Origin of the sequence: Streptococcus pluranimalium (assembly GCF_047785705.1) — a bacterium.
GTDB classification, from domain to species: Bacteria; Bacillota; Bacilli; order Lactobacillales; family Streptococcaceae; genus Streptococcus; species Streptococcus pluranimalium_A.
Map to the genome: position 1 here is coordinate 1 of NZ_JBLOJV010000029.1, position 20,034 is coordinate 20,034.

At 39.4% G+C, this 20,034-nt stretch carries 20 protein-coding genes, 2 pseudogenes and 1 riboswitch; of the genes and pseudogenes, 2 read left to right on the forward strand and 20 right to left on the reverse strand.

Annotated elements, in window-relative coordinates; translation table 11 throughout:
• Positions 1-97: 97 nt before the first annotated feature.
• A riboswitch (TPP riboswitch) is annotated at positions 98-197 on the forward strand.
• A gap of 39 nt (positions 198-236) precedes the next feature.
• Positions 237-800, forward strand: coding sequence for an energy-coupled thiamine transporter ThiT (gene thiT / locus ACMZ6Z_RS07190; protein WP_416131897.1), 564 nt, complete (start codon positions 237-239; stop codon positions 798-800).
• Between the two features lie 139 nt (positions 801-939).
• Here thiT and ACMZ6Z_RS07195 read toward each other — a convergent pair whose 3' ends face one another.
• The 19 genes and pseudogenes from ACMZ6Z_RS07195 to ACMZ6Z_RS07285 all read right to left on the reverse strand — a co-directional run bounded on the left by ACMZ6Z_RS07195 (position 940) and on the right by ACMZ6Z_RS07285 (position 19,128).
• Positions 940-2,622, reverse strand: coding sequence for an LPXTG cell wall anchor domain-containing protein (locus ACMZ6Z_RS07195; RefSeq protein ID WP_416131898.1), 1,683 nt, complete (start codon positions 2,620-2,622; stop codon positions 940-942).
• Between the two features lie 200 nt (positions 2,623-2,822).
• Positions 2,823-4,949 (reverse strand): type I DNA topoisomerase, encoded by a 2,127-nt coding sequence (gene topA, locus ACMZ6Z_RS07200; RefSeq protein ID WP_416131899.1) that lies wholly within the window; start codon positions 4,947-4,949, stop codon positions 2,823-2,825.
• Positions 4,950-5,072: 123 nt separating this feature from the next.
• Positions 5,073-5,915 (reverse strand): DNA-processing protein DprA, encoded by an 843-nt coding sequence (gene dprA / locus ACMZ6Z_RS07205; RefSeq protein ID WP_416131900.1) that lies wholly within the window; start codon positions 5,913-5,915, stop codon positions 5,073-5,075.
• A gap of 66 nt (positions 5,916-5,981) precedes the next feature.
• Entirely contained in the window at positions 5,982-6,767 is a 786-nt protein-coding gene (locus ACMZ6Z_RS07210) for a ribonuclease HII (RefSeq protein ID WP_416131901.1), read from the reverse strand.
• Positions 6,754-7,605 (reverse strand): ribosome biogenesis GTPase YlqF, encoded by an 852-nt coding sequence (gene ylqF / locus ACMZ6Z_RS07215; protein WP_416131902.1) that lies wholly within the window; start codon positions 7,603-7,605, stop codon positions 6,754-6,756. The genes ACMZ6Z_RS07210 and ylqF overlap by 14 nt, the downstream gene beginning before the upstream one ends.
• Positions 7,606-7,693: 88 nt before the next feature.
• Positions 7,694-9,207, reverse strand: a pseudogene (locus ACMZ6Z_RS07220) (tyrosine-type recombinase/integrase).
• A gap of 83 nt (positions 9,208-9,290) precedes the next feature.
• Positions 9,291-9,527 carry a DNA-binding protein gene (locus tag ACMZ6Z_RS07225; protein ID WP_416131903.1) on the reverse strand — a complete coding sequence of 79 codons (237 nt, stop codon included), beginning with the start codon at positions 9,525-9,527 and terminating at the stop codon, positions 9,291-9,293.
• Positions 9,528-9,797: 270 nt separating this feature from the next.
• Positions 9,798-10,025 carry a helix-turn-helix domain-containing protein gene (locus ACMZ6Z_RS07230; RefSeq protein ID WP_416131904.1) on the reverse strand — a complete coding sequence of 76 codons (228 nt, stop codon included), beginning with the start codon at positions 10,023-10,025 and terminating at the stop codon, positions 9,798-9,800.
• A 164-nt stretch (positions 10,026-10,189) separates the two neighbouring features.
• Positions 10,190-11,074: an aldose 1-epimerase family protein gene (locus ACMZ6Z_RS07235; protein ID WP_416131916.1), complete on the reverse strand. Its 885-nt coding sequence runs from the start codon at positions 11,072-11,074 to the stop codon at positions 10,190-10,192.
• Between the two features lie 63 nt (positions 11,075-11,137).
• Positions 11,138-12,544: a 6-phospho-beta-galactosidase gene (gene lacG / locus ACMZ6Z_RS07240; protein WP_416131905.1), complete on the reverse strand. Its 1,407-nt coding sequence runs from the start codon at positions 12,542-12,544 to the stop codon at positions 11,138-11,140.
• Positions 12,545-12,621: 77 nt separating this feature from the next.
• A complete protein-coding gene (locus ACMZ6Z_RS07245) occupies positions 12,622-14,322 on the reverse strand; it encodes a lactose-specific PTS transporter subunit EIIC (RefSeq protein ID WP_416131906.1) in 1,701 nt (566 codons plus the stop codon).
• On the reverse strand, positions 14,322-14,639 hold the full coding sequence (locus tag ACMZ6Z_RS07250) for a PTS lactose/cellobiose transporter subunit IIA (RefSeq protein ID WP_416131907.1): 318 nt from the start codon (positions 14,637-14,639) through the stop codon (positions 14,322-14,324). The genes ACMZ6Z_RS07245 and ACMZ6Z_RS07250 overlap by 1 nt, the downstream gene beginning before the upstream one ends.
• A 27-nt stretch (positions 14,640-14,666) precedes the next feature.
• Positions 14,667-15,644, reverse strand: coding sequence for a tagatose-bisphosphate aldolase (lacD, locus tag ACMZ6Z_RS07255; protein ID WP_416131908.1), 978 nt, complete (start codon positions 15,642-15,644; stop codon positions 14,667-14,669).
• 2 nt (positions 15,645-15,646) lie between these two features.
• Positions 15,647-16,579, reverse strand: a complete 933-nt coding sequence (lacC, locus tag ACMZ6Z_RS07260) for a tagatose-6-phosphate kinase (protein WP_416131909.1) — start codon at positions 16,577-16,579, stop codon at positions 15,647-15,649.
• A 13-nt stretch (positions 16,580-16,592) separates the two neighbouring features.
• Positions 16,593-17,108 carry a galactose-6-phosphate isomerase subunit LacB gene (lacB, locus tag ACMZ6Z_RS07265; RefSeq protein ID WP_416131910.1) on the reverse strand — a complete coding sequence of 172 codons (516 nt, stop codon included), beginning with the start codon at positions 17,106-17,108 and terminating at the stop codon, positions 16,593-16,595.
• Positions 17,109-17,133: 25 nt separating this feature from the next.
• Positions 17,134-17,562: a galactose-6-phosphate isomerase subunit LacA gene (gene lacA / locus ACMZ6Z_RS07270; RefSeq protein ID WP_416131911.1), complete on the reverse strand. Its 429-nt coding sequence runs from the start codon at positions 17,560-17,562 to the stop codon at positions 17,134-17,136.
• Positions 17,563-17,754: 192 nt separating this feature from the next.
• Positions 17,755-18,510, reverse strand: coding sequence for a DeoR/GlpR family DNA-binding transcription regulator (locus tag ACMZ6Z_RS07275; RefSeq protein ID WP_416131912.1), 756 nt, complete (start codon positions 18,508-18,510; stop codon positions 17,755-17,757).
• 67 nt (positions 18,511-18,577) lie between these two features.
• Positions 18,578-18,899: pseudogene (locus tag ACMZ6Z_RS07280) on the reverse strand (helical hairpin domain-containing protein); the annotation flags it as partial.
• Positions 18,874-19,128: a DNA-binding protein gene (locus ACMZ6Z_RS07285; protein WP_416131913.1), complete on the reverse strand. Its 255-nt coding sequence runs from the start codon at positions 19,126-19,128 to the stop codon at positions 18,874-18,876. The gene ACMZ6Z_RS07285 and the pseudogene ACMZ6Z_RS07280, both read right to left, overlap by 26 nt.
• 57 nt (positions 19,129-19,185) lie before the next feature.
• On the opposite strand from ACMZ6Z_RS07285, the gene ACMZ6Z_RS07290 reads away from it, so the two are divergent.
• Complete coding sequence (locus ACMZ6Z_RS07290) at positions 19,186-19,329, forward strand: hypothetical protein (protein ID WP_416131914.1); 144 nt, start codon at positions 19,186-19,188, stop codon at positions 19,327-19,329.
• Between the two features lie 259 nt (positions 19,330-19,588).
• Here the strand turns inward: ACMZ6Z_RS07290 and ACMZ6Z_RS07295 are convergent, their stop codons facing one another.
• Positions 19,589-19,846 carry a hypothetical protein gene (locus ACMZ6Z_RS07295; protein WP_416131915.1) on the reverse strand — a complete coding sequence of 86 codons (258 nt, stop codon included), beginning with the start codon at positions 19,844-19,846 and terminating at the stop codon, positions 19,589-19,591.
• Between the last annotated feature and the right edge of the window lie 188 nt (positions 19,847-20,034).

Below are 20,034 nucleotides of genomic sequence, written 5' to 3' on the forward strand. Positions count from 1 at the left end.
TCGAGGTTAAAAATGATCTCAAAATAGTCTTGACAAAAGCTTTCTTTTAAGCTAAACTGTGTGTACCGGTAGTTTTCTAACATCTACCTACTAACTAAATACCACAAGGGAGTGCCTTTAGGCTGAGACCACATTCGTGGAATCCTTACCGACCTGATCTGGTTAGTACCAGCGTAGGAATTGTGTCATTATGAGCAGGATAAGACTCCCTTTCTTCTTTGGAAAGGAGTCTTTTTATGTCCAAAAACCTCACTGCCCTCGTTGAAGCTGCTATCTTTGCTGCGCTTGCCATGACCTTGTCTTTTGTTCCTGACTTTGCCAGCTGGTTTACCCCTTCTTTTGGGGCCATACCATTGGTTGTGTTTGCCCTTCGTCGCGGTCTCAAGTATGGCTTACTAGCTGGTCTATTATGGGGTCTGATGCACTTTCTACTCGGGAAAGTCTACTATCTCGCTTTCTCACAAGTGCTGATCGAGTATATCGTTGCCTTTGTCTCTATGGGCTTAGCAGGAACGTTTGCAAACTCTTTCCAGTCAGCTCTTCGCTTAAACCAAACTAAGAAAGCCCTTAGCCTAGGAGTATTAGCTAGCTTACTAGCTGTCGGCGTTCGCTATTTCTGGCACTTTGTCGCAGGAGTTATTTTTTGGGGATCTTACGCTCCTAAGGGCATGTCACCGATCCTTTACTCTATCAGCGTTAATGGCATCGCCGGTCTAGCAACCCTATCTCTGGTATTGGTGGCTTTATTTCTCATGATGTCACCACAAGCTAGAAATTTCTTTCTAGCTAAAAAAGCCTAGAGATTAACGATAATCCTCTAAACACTTAAAAAAGCTCAGCATCACATGATTAAGGTCATTTGATGGTGAGCTTATTTTGTAGCTAATTGTTTAGTTTAACCTTCTACTCATGAAAAATCACTTTGCTGAGTAAGGAAGGTTAGTTTTTTTGGCGTTTGATGACCATGGCCGCTGCGCCTACTAGGAAGCTACCCATCAGACTCATGGCGAGTCCTGTGTGTGAACCTGTGTTTGGTAGGGTTTTGGCTTTGGAAACATCTGTCTGATCAAGTGCCGTTGGGGCTTGGTAGGCTTGTTCAGCTTTAGCTGCGGCCTTTTGATTGCCAAGGGTCACTTCTGGCTTGTCAGCGTTTAGAGATGAGGTGACTGATGCGGTTTGCGTCGCTTGGTTAGGTTGGTTGATTGAGGTCACTGGTTTAACTGGCTTAGTTGCTGTTGTGCTAGTGACTGTTGGCGTTGTTGTGTTACTTGTCGCTTTAGTTTTGTAGACAAGAGCGTACTGGCTAAAATGTGGTGCTTCAAAGACAACCACTTTTTGCTGACGACCATCAATAGTAACGGTTTTTTCAGTAAAAGCTAGGGTTACTTTTTGCGTATCATTTGGCAGGTAAACAACCTCTGCTACAGTTTTACCAGCATCAGCCGGAATCGTCACGATCGCAGGCTTGGTGATGTCTAAATCCTTAGCCTCCTTATCAACGACTTCAATATCAAACAAGTCAAAGTCTAAGTGACGCAAGGTTTGTGGAACGCTCGCTGATGACGGCTCAATATGCTGGATTTTTAGCCCTGCCGCATCGATGGTTTCGCCTGTGCCCAAAGCCACCTTGATCCCTGTTTTAGGATCGGTAAACTCTTTCTTGACAGCCTTATCGGTTTCAGGTTGAGGAGCTGGCACTGTCGGTTGTGGAGTTGGAGTAGCTGGGTTAGTAACTACTGGTGAATCGGATACTTTTTTATCATCATTAAAGTAGATGACTTTGGCGATGATCTTTTTATCATGATGGTCGATCGCATAGTCCACAAAGCGGTATTTATTGGCATACTGTTCGAGGTTTGTGGCAGTGGTATCACCCGATTTTTTATCAAGTAATTCAAAAATTTCTACGTCTCCATCTACTGCACCAGCCACACTATAACGTTTTACTTCATCATCTTTTCCTAAATAAAATCTAACTAGCTCACTAAGTTTAGGTTTATAATACCAAGTTTCAACTACTGGATAAGTAGCTTTTAGAATCTCTAGTTTCTCTTTTTTTATAAACCGACTTTCTTCAGTTCGTGGTTTGTAATAAACAACCTGCTCAGTGGTTTGACTACTAGGGTCATTGACATAGGACTTGGGTTTGTCAAGGTCTACAATGAGATGCTTTTCAAATTTATAGAAGGGCACACTTGTGTCTGAAGGAGCAGTAGCACTATCATAATCGTACTTATAAAAAGATTCTGGTAGACGTCTAGTAGAGTTAGGGTCTGTTATGAGTTCTGGATAGTTGTCCCCAGCATTCTCAAAGTACTGATATTCTGTAGAAACTGCTGCATTTCCTTGACTATCTGTGTGTAGCTCTACCTTGCCATAGTTACTTGTCCCAACTGTTGATGTAATGGTATATTCTGGCTTTTCAGTGATGGTCTTTTTTTCTGCTTCTTCGACCGTTGTGACCAGATTAGGAGATAGGCTGGTCCTACCACTGGTGCTTTCAGCACTTGCGACGGCTTCGTCAGCATGTACTGTATGAAGATCAGTCGTTGCTAAGCTGACACTTGCCAAGGCAAGGGCAGATAGAAGGGTGATGCGTTTTGAGAGATGTTGTTTTGTCATAGTGTCTCCGTTTCTTTTGAAATCCTTATTTTACGTCTATATAGACATTCTTTATTATACCCCCCCCCCCCCCCCCGATTTGTCAAGTATTTTGCTCGGTTTTTTTGATTTTTTTCAAGACCCTTGATTTAGCAGGCTTTCTTGCTCATTTTTGAGATAAAAAAATGAGGCTAGAACATGTGTTCCAGCCTCTATTGGGTTTATTTAACCACTGCTTCTTTATAATCACAGGTTTCACTACTACAGATGACTTGCTTACCGCCACCACGGACTTTTTTCTCAACTAAGAAATCGCTTGATTTTGGACAAGCTCGCCCAACGGGAATATCCCACGAGGTAAAGTCACACTCTGGATAACGGTCGCAACCATAAAAAATGCGGTTACGCTTGGTTTTGCGCTCGATGACTTGCCCTTTTTCACAGATAGGGCAGGGGACACCGATTTCTTTAGTGATTGCCTTGGTGTGACGGCACTCTGGGAAGTTACTACAAGCGTAGAATTTCCCAAAACGCCCTAACTTAATGACCATTGGTGAGCCACAGACCTCACAGTCAAAGCCTGCAGGCTCATCCTTAATCTGGATTTTTTCCATTTCGTCTTCAGCCTTGGTCAATTTCTTCTCAAAAGGCTTGTAAAACTGATCAATGACCTTCTGCCACTCTTCTTTTCCGATTTCAACCTCGTCAAGACGGGCTTCCATGGCAGCTGTAAAAGCAACATCGACAATATCGGGGAAAAAGGCCACAATCAAGGCATTAACAATCTCACCCAGTTCTGTGGGTTCAAAGCGTTTAGCTGCTAGTTTGACATAATAACGCCTTTGAATGGTTTCTAAAGTTGGGGCGTAGGTTGATGGGCGACCCACACCGTTTTCCTCCAAGGTTTTGATCAACGTCGCCTCTGAATACCTGGCTGGGGGCTGGGTGAAATGCTGTTCTGGTGTGGTTAGCACTTTTTTGACGGTATCACCTTCTAGCATGTCGGGCAACAGCTTATTTTTGTCCGAATCATTGTAAATGGCTAGGTAACCATCAAACTTCACTTGACTTCCATTTGCAGTAAAGATAACACCATTTTGAGAGAGGGTGATTTTGACCGTATCAAAGACCGCTGCGGTCATCTGTGATGCCACAAAACGATTCCAAATCAAAGTATAAAGTTTTAACTGATCCTTATCAAGGTATTTGGCGATAGCCTCTGGCGTATGCTGGACCGACGATGGGCGAATGGCCTCGTGAGCATCTTGAGCTCCGGCAGCATTTTTAACTTTGGCACCATGCTTGGCGTATTGACGTCCAAAACGCTCTGTGATAAAATCAGCGGCCTCGTTTTGTGCTACAGGGCTGATCCGAGTAGAATCCGTACGCATATAGGTGATAAGACCTTGATGTCCTGTTTTTCCTAAGCTGATCCCCTCATAAAGCTGCTGAGCCACCATCATGGTCTTACGCGTCCGAAAATTAAGTTTGTTAGCGGCGTCTTGCTGAAGGGATGACGTGGTGTAAGGCAGAGGGGCATTTCGACGACGCTCTTTTTTCTCGACCTTATCCACTTGGAAATCATCACCCTTGAGGCGTGACAAGACCATCTTAACGTCATCTTGACTGGCTAATTTGAGTTTCTTGTCATCAAGCCCGTAAAAAGCAGCTTGGAATTTCTTAGTGCCTTTTTTAAAAGTCCCATCAATCGTCCAATATTCTTCTGGCTTAAAGGCTTTGATCTCATTTTCACGGTCAATGATTAGCTTCAGGGCGACAGATTGTACCCGCCCTGCTGACAAGCCTTTTTTGACCTTTTTCCACAAGATAGGACTAATAGAGTAACCCACGATACGATCAAGCACCCGCCTAGCTTGCTGTGAATCAACCAAATCTTGGTTAATTTCCCTGGGCTCAATAAAGGCATTTTTAACCGCATCCTTGGTTATCTCATTAAACACAACGCGATTTTTGGCTTTTGGGTCTAAATTGAGGATATGCGCCAAATGCCAAGAAATGGCTTCCCCTTCACGGTCCGGGTCACTTGCTAGAAAGATTTCTTTAGCATTTTTAGCTTCTTTTTTAAGCGCGTTAATCAAGGGTCCCTTGCCACGGATATTGATGTATTCGGGTTCATAGTTATTATCAAAATCGATGGACATGCTTGACTTTTTAAGGTCACGAATATGCCCAACAGATGCCACTACCTTGTAATTGCGTCCTAGGTATTTTTCAATGGTCTTAGCCTTTGCAGGCGACTCCACAATCACCAAGTTTTTCTTGGGTGTAGCCTTCTTTTTCTTTGTTTTATTACTTGTTTTTGATGTTGTTGCCTTAGCAGTCGCCATAAACACACTTCCTATGATAAATTAGCCAAGGTTAACCGATGAAAACCTCTTTGAAACTGATAACATCATAACCTGCTTTTTGGCTGGTGTCAATCAAAAACTTTTCCTATAGGAGAACGTCATTTAAAAAGCATATTCATTACTAATGTCAAAGCCTGATGTGATGCACTTCGCACCCTCTTGAATCAACTGTAAACAACCAGATGTTTTACCGTCCAAAATGTTGCCTGGTATGGCAAAAATATCCCTGCCTTCTTCCAAAGCACGCTCACAAGTAATCAAACTACCTGAGCGCATTTTAGCCTCAGCAACAACAATGCCTTGACACAGTCCTGCAATGATACGATTACGCTCTGGAAAATGGTATTTTAAAGGTTGCTCTCCTGGGCCATACTCTGACATCACCAAGTGATTTTGCATCATAAAGTCCTGCAAACGTTGGTTTTCTTTAGGGTAATAAACATCTAAGCCTGTTCCAATAATCCCTATACTTGCCCCACCATTTTTTAAGGCTGATAGATGAGCTGCTGTATCAATACCACGCGCCAAACCACTGACAATCACAAAACGATTTTCCAGTTCCGTGATAATCTTGCGAACAGACTTACTGCCAACATCACTACATCTACGAGCACCAACCACAGCCAACTTAGCCTTTTGCAACAGATCAAGATTGCCTTTATAAAACAGCAAAACAGGAGGATTGTGAATTTCCTTAAGTTCTAGTGGGTAGTCATCATCTAGTATGGAAATACTAGGAAAGGTTAAGAAGGCTTGCCGTAACTGTTTGCTATCCAAAGCCTTGTAACGCTCCATAAAAATAACCGGCTTCTGACATTTGGAAACCACGGCACGATCTCTTAGAGATAAGGATTTTTGGTATTTGGCTTCATAGTCAAGAATATTTAAAATATGCTGATTGCTCAATCCAGCTTGCTTTAGCTTATACAATTCAAAGTTGTTCATCTTAAACCTCCACCTATTTATTCGGAAAAACATGAAAAAATCCTAGCCAAGCTAAGATTTTTGGTTTCATTCTCTCCTTTTTAAGATAAGGCTTTTGATTGGCTCAAACGTTTTTCGATGAATAGGTGTTACTCCGTATTTGTCCAAGCCTTCTAGGTGAATTTTTGTGCCATATCCTGCGTTTTGAGCAAAACCGTATCCCGGAAAGGCTTGCTCAAAATCAGCCATCATCTTATCCCGAGTTACCTTAGCAACAATTGAAGCAGCTGCAATAGATAAGGAATTAGCATCCCCCTTAATGATAGATGTTTGAGAAATATCAAGGTCTAGTGTCATGGCATCTATCAAGAGATAATCAGGCACAAGACCATCTTTAGACAAATCATTGATAGCCTCAACCATCGCTAACTTAGTCGCTTCATAGATGTTAACCTGGTCAATCACCTCATTATCCATAATACCAACACCAACTGCCAGAGCCTTCGTCATGACTTGCTGGTAAATTTCCTCATGCTTAGACTTGGGAATTTTTTTAGAATCGTTAAGCCCAGAAATCTTCTCATTAACAGGTAAAATCACACAGGCTGCCACAACTGGGCCAGCTAAAGGTCCTCTGCCGACTTCGTCAATCCCTGCAATCAGCTGGTAACCCTGAGCATATAGAGCTTTCTCATAAGTTAGCATAGTCTCCAAACGAGCCTCTTCATCTAGCTGAGCTTGAATTGCTTTTTGTCTCTGAATGATGGCTTTTTGCACGCCAGCTCGCTTATCCTCAGCCAAAAGAGACCAGCGAGGATCTTCCAAAGTCGAAATCTCTGCTAACTGGTCTTTAATCTCTTTAATGGTTGCCATCATCTTCCTCAACAAGGTCTAAGGTATAGCGACCCAAGCGACCGTCACGAACTTCCTTGACAAACAGGTTGTAAAAACGATCATAATCATCTCTAAAACCAAGTTTTTGAGTCATGTCTATAATGATTTCAGGGGCCTCTTCTGATAAATCCATTCCTTTAAAACGTTCTTGTAGGCGTTCAGGATAATGTTCTTTAAAGAAATTAAGACCGAAAATAGTTACTTCATCCATTGGCAACAGTTGATCCTTGATCGCACCCGTTAAAGCTAATTTCAAGCCAACCAACTCATCCTCGAACTTAGGCCACAAGATACCTGGTGTGTCTAAAATCTCTAAGACTTTGTTGGATTTGAGCCACTGTTGTCCTTTGGTAACACCTGGTTTGTTGCCAACGACAGCAATTTTTTTACCTGCCAATCGGTTCATAAGGGTAGACTTACCAGCATTTGGGATACCAATAATCATGGTTCTTAAAGTTTCTTTTTGAATGCCACGCTGCCTTAGTCTCTCAATCTTTTCAGACATCAATGACTTGGCTGCGTCAGTCACCAATTTAACCGTGGCTTGCTCTTTAGAATTGATTGCCAAGGTCTTAATGCCTTGAGACTCAAAGTGCTGACGCCATTCTTTGGTGCGCGTGCTATCGGCTAGGTCAGCCTTGTTCAAAATCAATAATTTAGGCTTGTCGCCAACAATCTTTGTCAACATGGGATTTTGACTCGACAAGGGCAGACGGGCATCGACCAAAATCGTCACAAAATCAACGTGCTTGAGGTTTTCTTGCACCTGACGGCGGGCCTTGGACATGTGCCCTGGAAACCATTGAATAATTGCCATTTGTGTAAAATCCTTTCGTATAAGGGTTTTCAGCCCTTAGTTTTTTAATAATCATGCGAGTCACCAAAAAGTCACCAAGTGTTGGACACTAATCCCAGACCAAACGGTATGATTGCATTTTATTATGTTTATTTTTAATTCCGATAATATCAAATGAATGGTATATATTTGATAGATCTTGTCGGACTTTCGGCAAAATATGTGATGCAATATGCCTTGGAGCATAGGTCGGTGCAAGACCTATAACTTTTCTGCACTCATCTATTCCAAGCTCTATTTCTCCTTCAGAGAGATGCGCATCAACTATTTCTTGTAATAATGGAGAATATTTACAAGACCACTTTATTACTGGTCTAAATTCAAATCCATTTTCTTGAGCAAACTTATTTAGAGTTTCCAGAGCTTGTTCTTGAGCAGATGGTAGTTTATGGGTATAACCCATTGTAGTTTCAAAATTAGCATGTCCTACTCGCTCCATGACATCTGAGATAGCAATAGTCATCTCTTCACTTTGCAAGTAGGAAATGTGCATGTGCCTAAAAGAATGTGGTGTAATATGTTTTTTCCACTTGAAACCATATCTTTCTTCACAGGTTTCTACTAATTCTTTTTCAACTCTCGCTAAAACTTCTCTAAATGAGTGCGAAGTAATCGGTGAGCCATATTCTGTTTTAAAAATACTTGGTGATGTTTTAAAACTTGGGCAAGGATTAGCTTCAGCGTAGCAATCAAATTCTTTACTGCGTTCTATCGCTCTCAAAATAGCTTCACATGCTACTTTAGGTAGAACAACTTGTCGTTCAGAGTTAATGGTCTTGGTACTATCAAAGTAATAATTTTCGACTCGCAAATCATGATATTGAAGTGACTTATCAATTGTCAGTACAACAGTTTCCATATTAAAATCTTCCTCTGTGAACGCAGCTTCTCCAATCCGTATTCCAGAAAATAAAAGCACAATAGCTAAATCGTAATAGCTTGGGTTACGACGTCTTCTCAACGTATCAAAGAAAGCATGTAGTTCATGGATTTCCAAAAATTTTGCTTCTCGTCGTCTTTTTGCCTCTCGTTTTTTCTCAAGTGGTATATCCAACTTAATCGCCGTCATGGGTGAATAAGCGATGATATTATATAGAACGCCGTGATTAAAGATCTTATTGCAAGTGCTTTTTATATGTGTCATGGTTGACGGTGAAGCATTGTACTTAGACATATAGGTTGAAAGGCTATTTTTTATCAACAATGGTGTAATCTTACTCAGTAAGTAATCATCTCCAATAATCTGACCTAACCGCTTGATGACAAGTTCTTCACGTTTCACTGTCTGAGATTTAACGGACACAGACCACGATTCTAGCCAATTTTGCTTTAATTGACCGAATGTATGGATTTTTTCAGGTATATATATCTGTTTTCTGTTAAAGCAATGGCTTCAGCTATCTTATCTTGAAGGTCACGCTCTGCTTGTTTTCTTGCTCGACTAGTATTTTTTGTGTAAGAAACAGTAACGTTTTTCCACTTAACAGTCAAAGGATCTCTGTATTTCTCACCTATTTCATAGAGAATAGTTCCCTTCTTAGTTTGTCTTGTTCTATAGTACATACTTCCATCCTCTCAAATAAAAAAGAAAACCGAAATAGTTCTAGTAGAATAAATAGCTATCTACTATTATAGCACGATTTCCTTTATTTGACCGCTATTCGTTGCTTCCATCGTAAAAACTCCTCAAAGCCATCAAGATTTATAAAAACTAATTTATGAGTAGGATTTATGATGAATTGCTTAAATTCTCTATGCTCCCTCATTTCAGCAATCCAACGATTTAAGGTGTACTTGTTTAATCCCTTCCAGCGTTTTAGTAGAGATTTTTTATCTCCCCACTCCGCTACTGTATTTTCTACAGGCACATATTTTATTTTCAACTCTGCCTCCTTATACTCTATCACTTATTACCTCCGTGGGTAGAACTGGTTAGGTTCATCATGGGAGTTTCACCCGCTGTCCTTTCTCGCTGGCAGCCTAAACGATTAGAAGTATCATTATCCTCACTTATTATCCTGGCAGATAGGTTACCAACCTATTTTATAGTCAACATTAGTCGCTCATATCCTAGCGTGTCTAACTAAATTGCTCTACAAGTATAAAAGTCCCACCTTGGTCTATTCAATTGTCAATGAACAAACAAGGATAGACTATTTTTTCTTATATCTCTGAATTCGCTTAGGGAAATCTGTTAGCCCCAATAGATAATCAACACTAACATTATAAAGATTTGAAATTTTAATAAGCACTTCTGCCGTTAAAACTCTTTCTCCTCTTTCAATTTTTGAATATGCTGAATGAGTAAATGAAAGATAATTAGCAACTTCTTTTTGAGTAAGATCGTTATCTTCTCTCAAATCTCTTATATGCCGATACATCTAGCTTTCTCTTAAATCCAGTATAAGAGGTTTTTAGAAGCTTCTTTTTGAATTGTCCTATTTGGACTGTATGACTTTCAGAGTGCTCCTGTCTATGCTTAATAATAAAAACCTCCACGAACAACATGGAGGCTCGCCAATAAAAATTAGAACGATTCGTGCATTTATAAGATAATGATGTCAAACTCTTTACTACTCGTTTGACTCGGTTCAACTATTTCTAGCTGGCGTTTTTGGTGGAAGTGATCACCTTCCTCAAGAGATGTCGACAGACCACTCCAGGGTTCCAGGGCAATAAATGGACCTTTATTGGTTGTTGACCAAATGATAAGATTTGAAAAATCAGCAAAATCTACTCTCAGTCCCTTATCACTTTTTCTAGATTTTAGACTGACACTACGAGAAGTCAGTTGGTCTAGTGTAATCGCATCGTGACTGAATAAATCGTAATCTAAATCTAAAATCTTTTGTCCATTCAAAAATGGTATACGATCGTTTACATCCAACAAACCAGTTTCTGGAAAGCTCCGTGGAACGGTACAGGTTTCATCAGTCTCGAACTCCAGATAATAATCTTCGTAAGCTTCACCATCAAGTAGAGGACAATTGAAACCAGGATGACCACCGATAAAATAAGGCAATTCCTTCTCTGTTTCATGGTTGATTACCTGATAAGTTGTCCTAAGCGTTTTTCCAATTAAGGTATAAGTAATCTTCAATTCAAACCGATAAGGGTATTGTGCCAACATCTCATCAGTTGCTTGAATGGCAAATGTTACCTGATTCTCCTTTTCTTCTACCAATTCAAAGTCACACTTACGAACGAGGCCATGACGTGGCATAAAACCAACTTCATTTTCGCTATAAATAGCTTTATCATTTCGCAAGCTACCACAAATAGGAAAAAGAACTGGTGCCTGCCCACTCCAATAAGTGGCATCTCCCTGCCAAAGGTATTCGATACCTTCTTTATCTTTGATTGACGAAAGAGCTCCGCCCAAAGTTGAAAATTCAACCGTTAGCTCATCATTTTTTAATTGAATAACCATCATCTATCCTCCACGCAGAAGAGGGAGAGGCGTTAAGTGCGACCCTCCCGTCAAAAATATCGCCTATGAAATTGTTAATGTTTCAGCCACTTCTTTATACCAATAAGCCGATTTCTTAGGGTATCTTTCTTGAGTTTCAAAATCAACATAGAACAAACCATAACGTTTTTCGTAGCCGTTTGACCATGAGAAAACATCCATCAGAGACCAGATAAAGTATCCTTTAACATTAGCACCATCTGCAATCGCATCAGAAATCACTTCTAAGTGTTTTTTGACATAGTCAATCCGACCGTCGTCATAAACGGTGCCATCGACAAATTCATCTTTATAGCCTAAACCATTTTCAGTGATATAGATTTTTTTATAGTTTGGATAGTCTGTTTTGACTCGCATGATTTGATCATACAACCCTTGTGGGTAAATAATCCAATCCCAATCTGTTTTTGGAATATTGACAGGTGCCTCACGACGTCCTACTCCCTTAATTTGGTATTTAGAACTGCCTTTTTCTCCCTTGCCATTATGAATGATTTCCGTCTCGCCATCGAAAGCACGCATCCAATCACTCATGTAATAGTTAATTCCCAAGAAATCATTAAGATCTTTGGATGCTTCTAAGACTGCAAAATCATCCTCACGGAGATCTAATTCACCGCCGTTAATCGCTAAAATATGATTAACTCCAGACATAGTCGCTTCAGAATAATGACCCAAATAGGTGGCATCAAGAATAAATTCATTATGGATAATATCCTCTAATTCCGCTGCACGAACGTCTTCTGGATTATCTGGATTGTAAGGATATTTTGTTGGTAAGGCATGAACCACTCCAATTTCACCAGTATAACCCTTATCTTTATAGAGTTTAACCGCACGCGCATGGGAAACCATCATGTTATGGTGAGATTGGAAGACCTTAGCTAAATCGTACTGGATTCCAGGAGGGAACTTTCCAACCAGGTACTGCCCGTCGCCAATCGGACCAATTTCATTGAAGGTTGTCCAGTAATTAACTTCTGGGAATTCTTCAAAACAAAAGGCTGCGTAATTCACAAAGTGGTCAATATTGTCACGGTTCAAGAAGTCACCATTTGAATGTAGTGCTTCTGGGGTATCAAAATGGTGCAGTGTAACAAATGGCTCCACCCCACGTTTATGGCATTCCGCAAAAAGATTGTGATAGTATGCAACACCTTTGGGATTGACCTCGCCAAATCCAGTTGGAAAAATGCGTGACCAAGCAATTGAAATCCGAATGCCATTAACACCAAATTCCTCTGCTAACTTTAAATCAACTGGATAACGGTTATAAAAATCACTAGCTGGCTCTGCAGTGTACCAGTAATTTTCTTCCAGGTATTTATCCCAGGCAACTGATCCCTTACCGTCTGTTTTTGTTGCCCCTTCTGCTTGGTAGGCAGCTGTCGCTCCACCGAAAATAAAGTCTTTTGGCAATGTTTTTGTCATCATATTCCTCTTCTAAAACTAGTTCTTCTAAGCAAAATAGAAGGTTGAGTTCCCCCCAACCTTCCATATGTTATTGTTTAATTTTCAAATTGTTGCTTAACAAACGCAAGCGACCCTTGACCATCACGGGTCAAACCAATGTATTGAGCCCCTTCTGTCTTAGCCAATTTAATGCCAAGCTTATCAGTTTCTGCCTTCATGTCTTCATAGTTAGAAGCAACTTGAGGGGCAAGAATAACCAATTGGTACTGTGGCAAGATTTCTCGGTGAGCACCATAGCTTCCAGCAGCAGCAGTTACTGGAGCACCATATTCTTTAGCTGCTTTATTCAAGGCATTAGCCAGGAGACCACTGGTACCACCACCCGCACAAAGGACGAGAACATTCGTTTGCTCAGTGAGTTCTGTTTCGGATGATTTTTCTGTCACACCAGCTTTTTCAAGAATGGCATCCGCTTTAGCTGTATTAAAGTTCGCCGCAACTTTTTCTTTCAAGCTATCATTTCTGGTACCAGCCGCTTCCTCTGCTAAAATTTGGTCATCATACACTTTCAAGAACGGATAGTAGATAGCAACGTCAACAACAATGAGCAGAACTGCCAGAACAAACGACAGAGCTGCAAATTGCGTTCCCATGATAATGCCCAGCGGTCCTGGAGTTGTCCAAGGAAGGTTTACAGAGAAACTGTTCATGCCCAAGGTATCAACGAAGAATTTGAAGATCCAGACGTTAACAATTGGGGTCAAGATAAATGGTACGAAGAAAATTGGGTTAAGAACAAGCGGTGCACCAAACAGAATTGGTTCGTTAACACCGAAGAAAGTCGGAACAACTGAGGCGCGTCCAATTGCCTGATTGCGTTTTGATTTTGTCAACCACATGAACATGAATGGAACTACCAAGGTTGCACCTGTACCACCCATGGTCACGATGAACATTTGTGTTCCTGAAGTCAACACTTTATCAGCATGTTGACCTGCTTGGAGTAACTGCAAGTTCGTTTCAATGTTTGCATAGGTAATGGCTGCGATAGCTGGCTCAACAATTGACGGACCATGAATACCAACAAACCAGAAGAGGGCATAAGCACCGAAGATAATGGTAATGCCAAGGTAACCATCTGCAGCAGTAAAGAGCGGTGCAAGAAGTGTACCGATAGCTTCAGCAACACTGGTTCCAATGGTATTGCGAGCAAGCAAATCTAAACCATAGAGCGCAAAGATTGAAAACGAGAATGGGAACAAGTCTTTGAATACCTGTGAAATATTCGGTGGAACTTCAGCAGGCATGCGGATGGTAACATTATTTTTAACACAAACTTTGTAAATGTTAACCGTAATGAAAGCCGCCAGGAAGGCAGAAAGTAAACCTTTTGTGCCCAAGAAACCATTGGCAAAACCACCCTCGATAGAATCAGAAGCTAGCAACAAAAATCCTGTGATCGATGCCAACATGGTAGACATGTAGTTAATCTGATTGGTGCTTTCCAAATCACGGTTAACCGAATCTGTTAATGATTTGGCTGTCGTTCCAGCAACCAGCAAGGCAACAACACCCATCGTATAGCCATAAGGTTTCATCAGCATGCTGACAACATCATCGCTCCATGTAAAACCAAAAATGTTTGGCACAAATGCAATCAACAAGAAGATACTAGAGAAAAGAATAACTGGCATGCTGGCGATAAAGCCATCACGAATAGCACGGAGATAAATATTCCGTGAAATTTTCTCAAATAACGGTTTTTGTTTTTCTAACGTGTTAATCAAAGCATTCATTAGCGATTACTCCTTCTGTACAGTTCAATCATATGTTTCATCATATCTTTCAACAACAAAGTTGTCATCAAATGATCTTGACCATGCATCAAGGTCACACTAAATGCCAAATCTTCCCCAAGCGCCTCTTTTTGAAGCAAGCTTGTTTGAGCCTTGTGTGCATTTGTGATGCATTCACCAGCTGCTTCAACAAGTGACTCAGCTTTGTCATAATCACCCGCTTGTGCAGCCGACAAGGCTTCCAGGAGACGTGAGCGGGAATCGCCTGCATAAGCAACGATTTCAAACCCTAACAGGGTAATCTCTTCTCTATTCATCAGAGAGTTCCTCCTAAATAATTCCTCTTATTTTTGTTTCCATGAAGTAGCTGAGGTTTTCAAAACTCTATTTAAGGATTCAATATTTTCAGAACCAACTGTTCTTAACCATTGACGTGCAGCCTCTTCACCTTCTTCAATGAAAATCTTGACTGAACCTGCCCATGTGGCTCGACCACACAAGACACCATTAAATTTTGCTCCTGATTCACTTGCAAAAACAAGTGTATCTTGGAATAATTGTGCTGAAACACCTGCACTAAGGTAAATATATGGTAAGTGTGTTGATGCCTCTTGATTTTGGAAATATTGAGCTGCTTCCTCTTTAGTATAAGCGACTTCACCATTTCCAAAACCTTCTACAAAGTTCATATTTACAGGAACCTCTACTTTGAGAACATCAATGCCAAATCTTTCATCAGAGAAGACCCGCATGGCTTCATTTACCTTACGTGGTTTAACACGAGCAAACTCTATACTTGAGTTATCCTCAATTTTTTCATCATATGATAGAATTTCCAAAAAGAATGGGATGTCCTCAGCCTTACATTCAGAACCAATTCTCTCAATATAAGCCTGCTTCTGCAGATTTACATATGGATCTCCATCGACATCATAATAGAGTAAGAATTTAACTGCATCTGCCCCCTCTTCCTTAAGGCGTTTTGCAGACCATTCTACAAGGCAATCAGGTAAACGGCTTGTTGTGCTTGCATCATATCCTGTTTTTTCATATGCTAGTAATAAGCCTGTTTCTGCATGTCTTGATTTGGCTGCAGGCAAACCATATTCTGGGTCTAAAAGAATTGATGACGCAAACTGAGTTAACTCCTCAGAAACGATGACTTTCAAATGTTCAATCTGTTCAACAGATGGTTCCTCTGTTTGATACTGACTCATCATTTTTTTCAATGCTCCACGCTGGTCAAAAGCTAATGCAGAGATAATTCCTTTCTTATCACTAACCTTTTCCATAAATAAACGTTTATTTTCTGTTAATACCATAATTACACCTCTTCTACCTGAATTTGATCAGCTAATTTCTGATAATTGGCTAAATTGACATAGCCAGTCAATTTTTCTTGTGCATTTAACATTCCTAAAACATTAGCTTTTTTAAGAAGTTCTACATCATCCAAATTCCCAACAATTGCGGAGGCAATACCAGCAACAGTAGAATCACCTGAACCAACTGGATTTTTAACTTCAATTTTTGGAATACTGACCTTATAATAGTTATTCCAATGCTTAGCAAAAGCACCTTTTGATCCCAGAGATACAATCACCCACTCAATACCTTCGAAAAGTTCGTTTTGTAAACTAAATTTCAATTGATAGATATCATCTGCAATTTCTGAACCGAGTAGTTGGGATAGCTCCTCTGTATTTGGTTTAATTGCTTTGGGTTTTCTATTCGATTTTAAGACTTGTTTCAGAGAATCACCCGAACAATCAAGCACAACAGGAATATTCTTTTCTTCACAAATTGATAACATCTGAACATAGTAATTTGACGGTAATCCTGAAGGAAGACTTCCTGAAATAGTAACTAGAGTAAAATCAGATATGATATTTCTAAAGTATTCTAAAAATCCATTGGATTCCTTCTCGCTAATTTCAGGTCCTTGCTCTAGAATTTCAGTCTGATTTCCATCATGTAAAATAGCGATACAGTTTCTTGTCTCTCCCTTGATATGATAAAAAGAGTGTTTAATAGGGAAATTTTCTAGTTCACTTTCAATAAATTCTCCTAGTTTTCCTCCAAGCAGCCCGCTTGCTACTACTTTATCATCCAACTGATGGAGAACTCTCGTGACATTTAAGCCTTTACCACCTGCTGTCTTAATAGGATTTGCAATACGATTAACGGTGTCAACTTCAAACTTTTCCAATGGATAGGAAATATCAATTGATGGATTCAGTGTTATTGTCAGAATCATAATACCTACCTACTTAGTCGTGATATTCTCCACGATCCCATTTTTCCAAAAATTCATTAAAGAACTCTGATTTAGCCTGTTCAGCATTTTGAGTTTCAATCTTACTGATTTTTTCAATCAATTTTTTATTTTCTGGTGTTTCTTTATACTCAGCAGCAATGAAAGCATCAATGATATCGCACATCAGAAGCTCTCCTGTTACTTTTCCACCAAAACCAATAACGTTAGCGTTCAATTCTTCTTTTGCATATACTGCAGAAGACATGTCTCTGACAAGTGCTGAACGGACACCTGGAACCTTGTTTACGGCATTGTTAATACCTACACCGGTACCACAGATACAAACTCCTAAATCTGCTTTACCACTTACAACAGCCTCGCCGACTTTCTTTCCATAAATTGGATAATGAGTTCTGACATGGTCATAAGTTCCGCAGTCAATGACTTCATGTCCTTGATTTTTTAGATAATCAACAACAGCCATTTTCTCATCGGTAACGATATGGTCACAACCAACAGCAATTTTCATAAATTTTTATTTCCCTTCTTCTATTTTAACCCATTTTATTGAGCATATCGACACGAATTTGGTGTCTACCGCCATCATATGAACCAAAGACAAACCCTTTTACGATATTTTTAGCTAATGTTGTACCAACAATTTCTGATCCAATAGTAATCATGCGAGAATTATTGTGACCTCTCGTCATGTAGGCGGAACGTTCATCCGATACCTCTGCGGCTACCATACCTTTTACCTTCGTAGCAACCATAAAGCTACCTGCTCCATAAGCATCAATAGCAATACCCAAATTCTCGTCGTTTTTTTGAACCTCTTTTGCAACAGCAAGAGTCGTATCTACAAAATCTCTTACCTCTCCTTGACTAACATCAATAACCTCTAATTGATTTTTCTTAAGATAATCAACGATAATATCTTTTAATTTTAGTCCAGCTTGATCTGCACCAATGACAATTGCCATAATATACTCCTTGTAGTTAATATATAGAAAAAGCGTTTACAACCTTTTTACAACTATGATTATATATCCAAAGAAACATTTTGTCAACACTTTTTGTTCAAAAAATGTCTAAAAAATGTTATTTTCTTATTTTATTATATTTAAAACCAAAAAAACCAACATTTTCGAGGTGCTTGTTGGTTTTTTGTTATATTAAGAAATGACTTCTGTGAAATCTCTAATTTTTTGTAGTTGTTCTGGTCTAAAACTATCTGTAATTACTGCAGTCAATTCTCCTAATTGACAAAATGTTGTAAAATCTTCTTTTCCTATTTTAGTTGTATCAATTAGTAAATATTTTTCCAAAGAATTTCTTAAAGCCACTTGTTGTGTAAAAGCTTCTGCAAAGGAAGAAGTCATGACCTCTCCTTCTTTAACACCATTTCCACTAAAAAACATTTTACTGAATTTCATCTTTTCCAAAATAGTATTAGTAATTTCACCCACAAATGATTCTGTCACCTGTCTCATTTCTCCCCCTAAAAGATAAACTTTAAATGTTTCAGTCTTTTTTTCATATAAATGCTTGAAAACAGGATAGCAATTGGTTACAACAGATAATACACTATTCTGAATTTCCGTTGCTAAAAGTTCTACAGTTGTACCGGGACCCAGAAATATGGTATCACCATCCTCAATCAAAGCCGCTGCTTTCTTTGCTATTTCAGATTTCTCTGCAATATTTTTATCGTGTTTTTCCTGATGAGAACTCTCTTTCACTGCAAAGGCATTATTACTACGAGCACCACCATGAATTTTTGTCAGTAAACCTCTCTCTTCTAACTCAGATAAATCACGTCGAGCTGTCATATCTGTGATATCGAAGATTTCAACCAGTTCAGCTATTCTAATCGTACCCTTTTCTTGTACAAGTCGTACTATTTCTTCATGTCTTCTATATTTTTTCATTTTCAACTTCCTCAAATTTGTTACTTTCATTATATCACTTTTCCAACATTATTTGTTTGTTTTATTGTCAAAAAACATTAAATCCATCATTTTTTTGTTGATTTGGAAATAAATTCTCTTTCCCAGCAATTTGATTAACAAATTTCTCCACACGTCTCACTTCATATTCATAATCATCTATCAATTTACCCAGTTCTTCTTGACATTGTTTTACCTCATGCTCTACCTGTTCAAGTGCAATAGCTGCGGTCAGATTCATCTTGATTCATCTTGGCATAATCAAACCGGGCTAGTCTGCGGTTTTCTGGATCTGCGTTATCAAGATTGAGTAGCACTTCCGCAACCTTGTTAAGGTAAGCAAGTTTATCCTGATAATCCGTAATCATCAACCGCTATTCGTTGTTTCCATCGTAAAAACTCCTCAAAGCCATCAAGATTTATAAAAACTAATTTATGAGTGGGATTTATGATGAATTGCTTAAATTCTCTATGCTCCCTCATTTCAGCAATCCAACGATTTAAGGTGTACTTGTTTAATCCCTCCCAGCGTTTTAAGAGGCTATTTTTATCCCCCCACTCAGCTAATATGTTTTCAACTGAAACGTATTTTATTTTCATACATTCTCCTTTTACTTATATTCATGACCTCCGTGGGTAGAACTGGTTAGGTTCATCATGGGAGTTTCACCCGCTGTCCTTTCTCGCTGGCAGCCTGAACGCTCAGAAGTATCATTATCCTCACTTGTTATCTTGGCAGATAGGCTACCAACCTATTTTATAGCTGACATTATTCGCTCATATCCTAGCGTGTCTGACTAAATTGCTCGACAAGTGAAAAAGTCCCACATCGGTCTATTCAGTTTTCAATGAACAATAAAAGGATAAAATACCTCTTCAATAATAAGAGTTACATTTTATCCCTTTTGTTCCACTATTTATCAATAATTTTTTTCAGATAACTTAAAACCTTATTTCGCAGTCTAAATACACTAGCGGCTGACATTTCTTGCTCTTTAGCAACTTGTCTTATCGAGTAATCCTCAAAATATATTGCTTTGATTATTGAAAACTCCAAATCTTACAAAGTCAATAATGCTTCATTCAACTTTTTTATTATCATTTTCGTAACAACTATTCTTTCGACATCTACACGTTCATCTACTAGTAATTCGTCGAAATTAAACTCAGCCTTGTCAAATGATGAAAAGTTACGGACGCCATTTGCAAACATTTTTCGATTGACATAATTCGGATGTTTTACCACCTGCCAGTACGACTTGTAAATTTCCTCTGAGACAGGAATTTTTTCACCTTTAACGTATATATAATACTTCATATTATCCTCCTACTAGTTAGTTTTAGCCTTACTAGTAGGAGGGAGGAGATCTGATAAATGGCATAGCGGCTCTCGATATTTCTACTCACTTAGAGGGTCCTTCGTAACCGCCCAATAACGAGGTATCTAGTCCTCCTCTCACTCCTCAAGTATACTGTTATTAGAAAACAGAATTGGAGGTTATTATA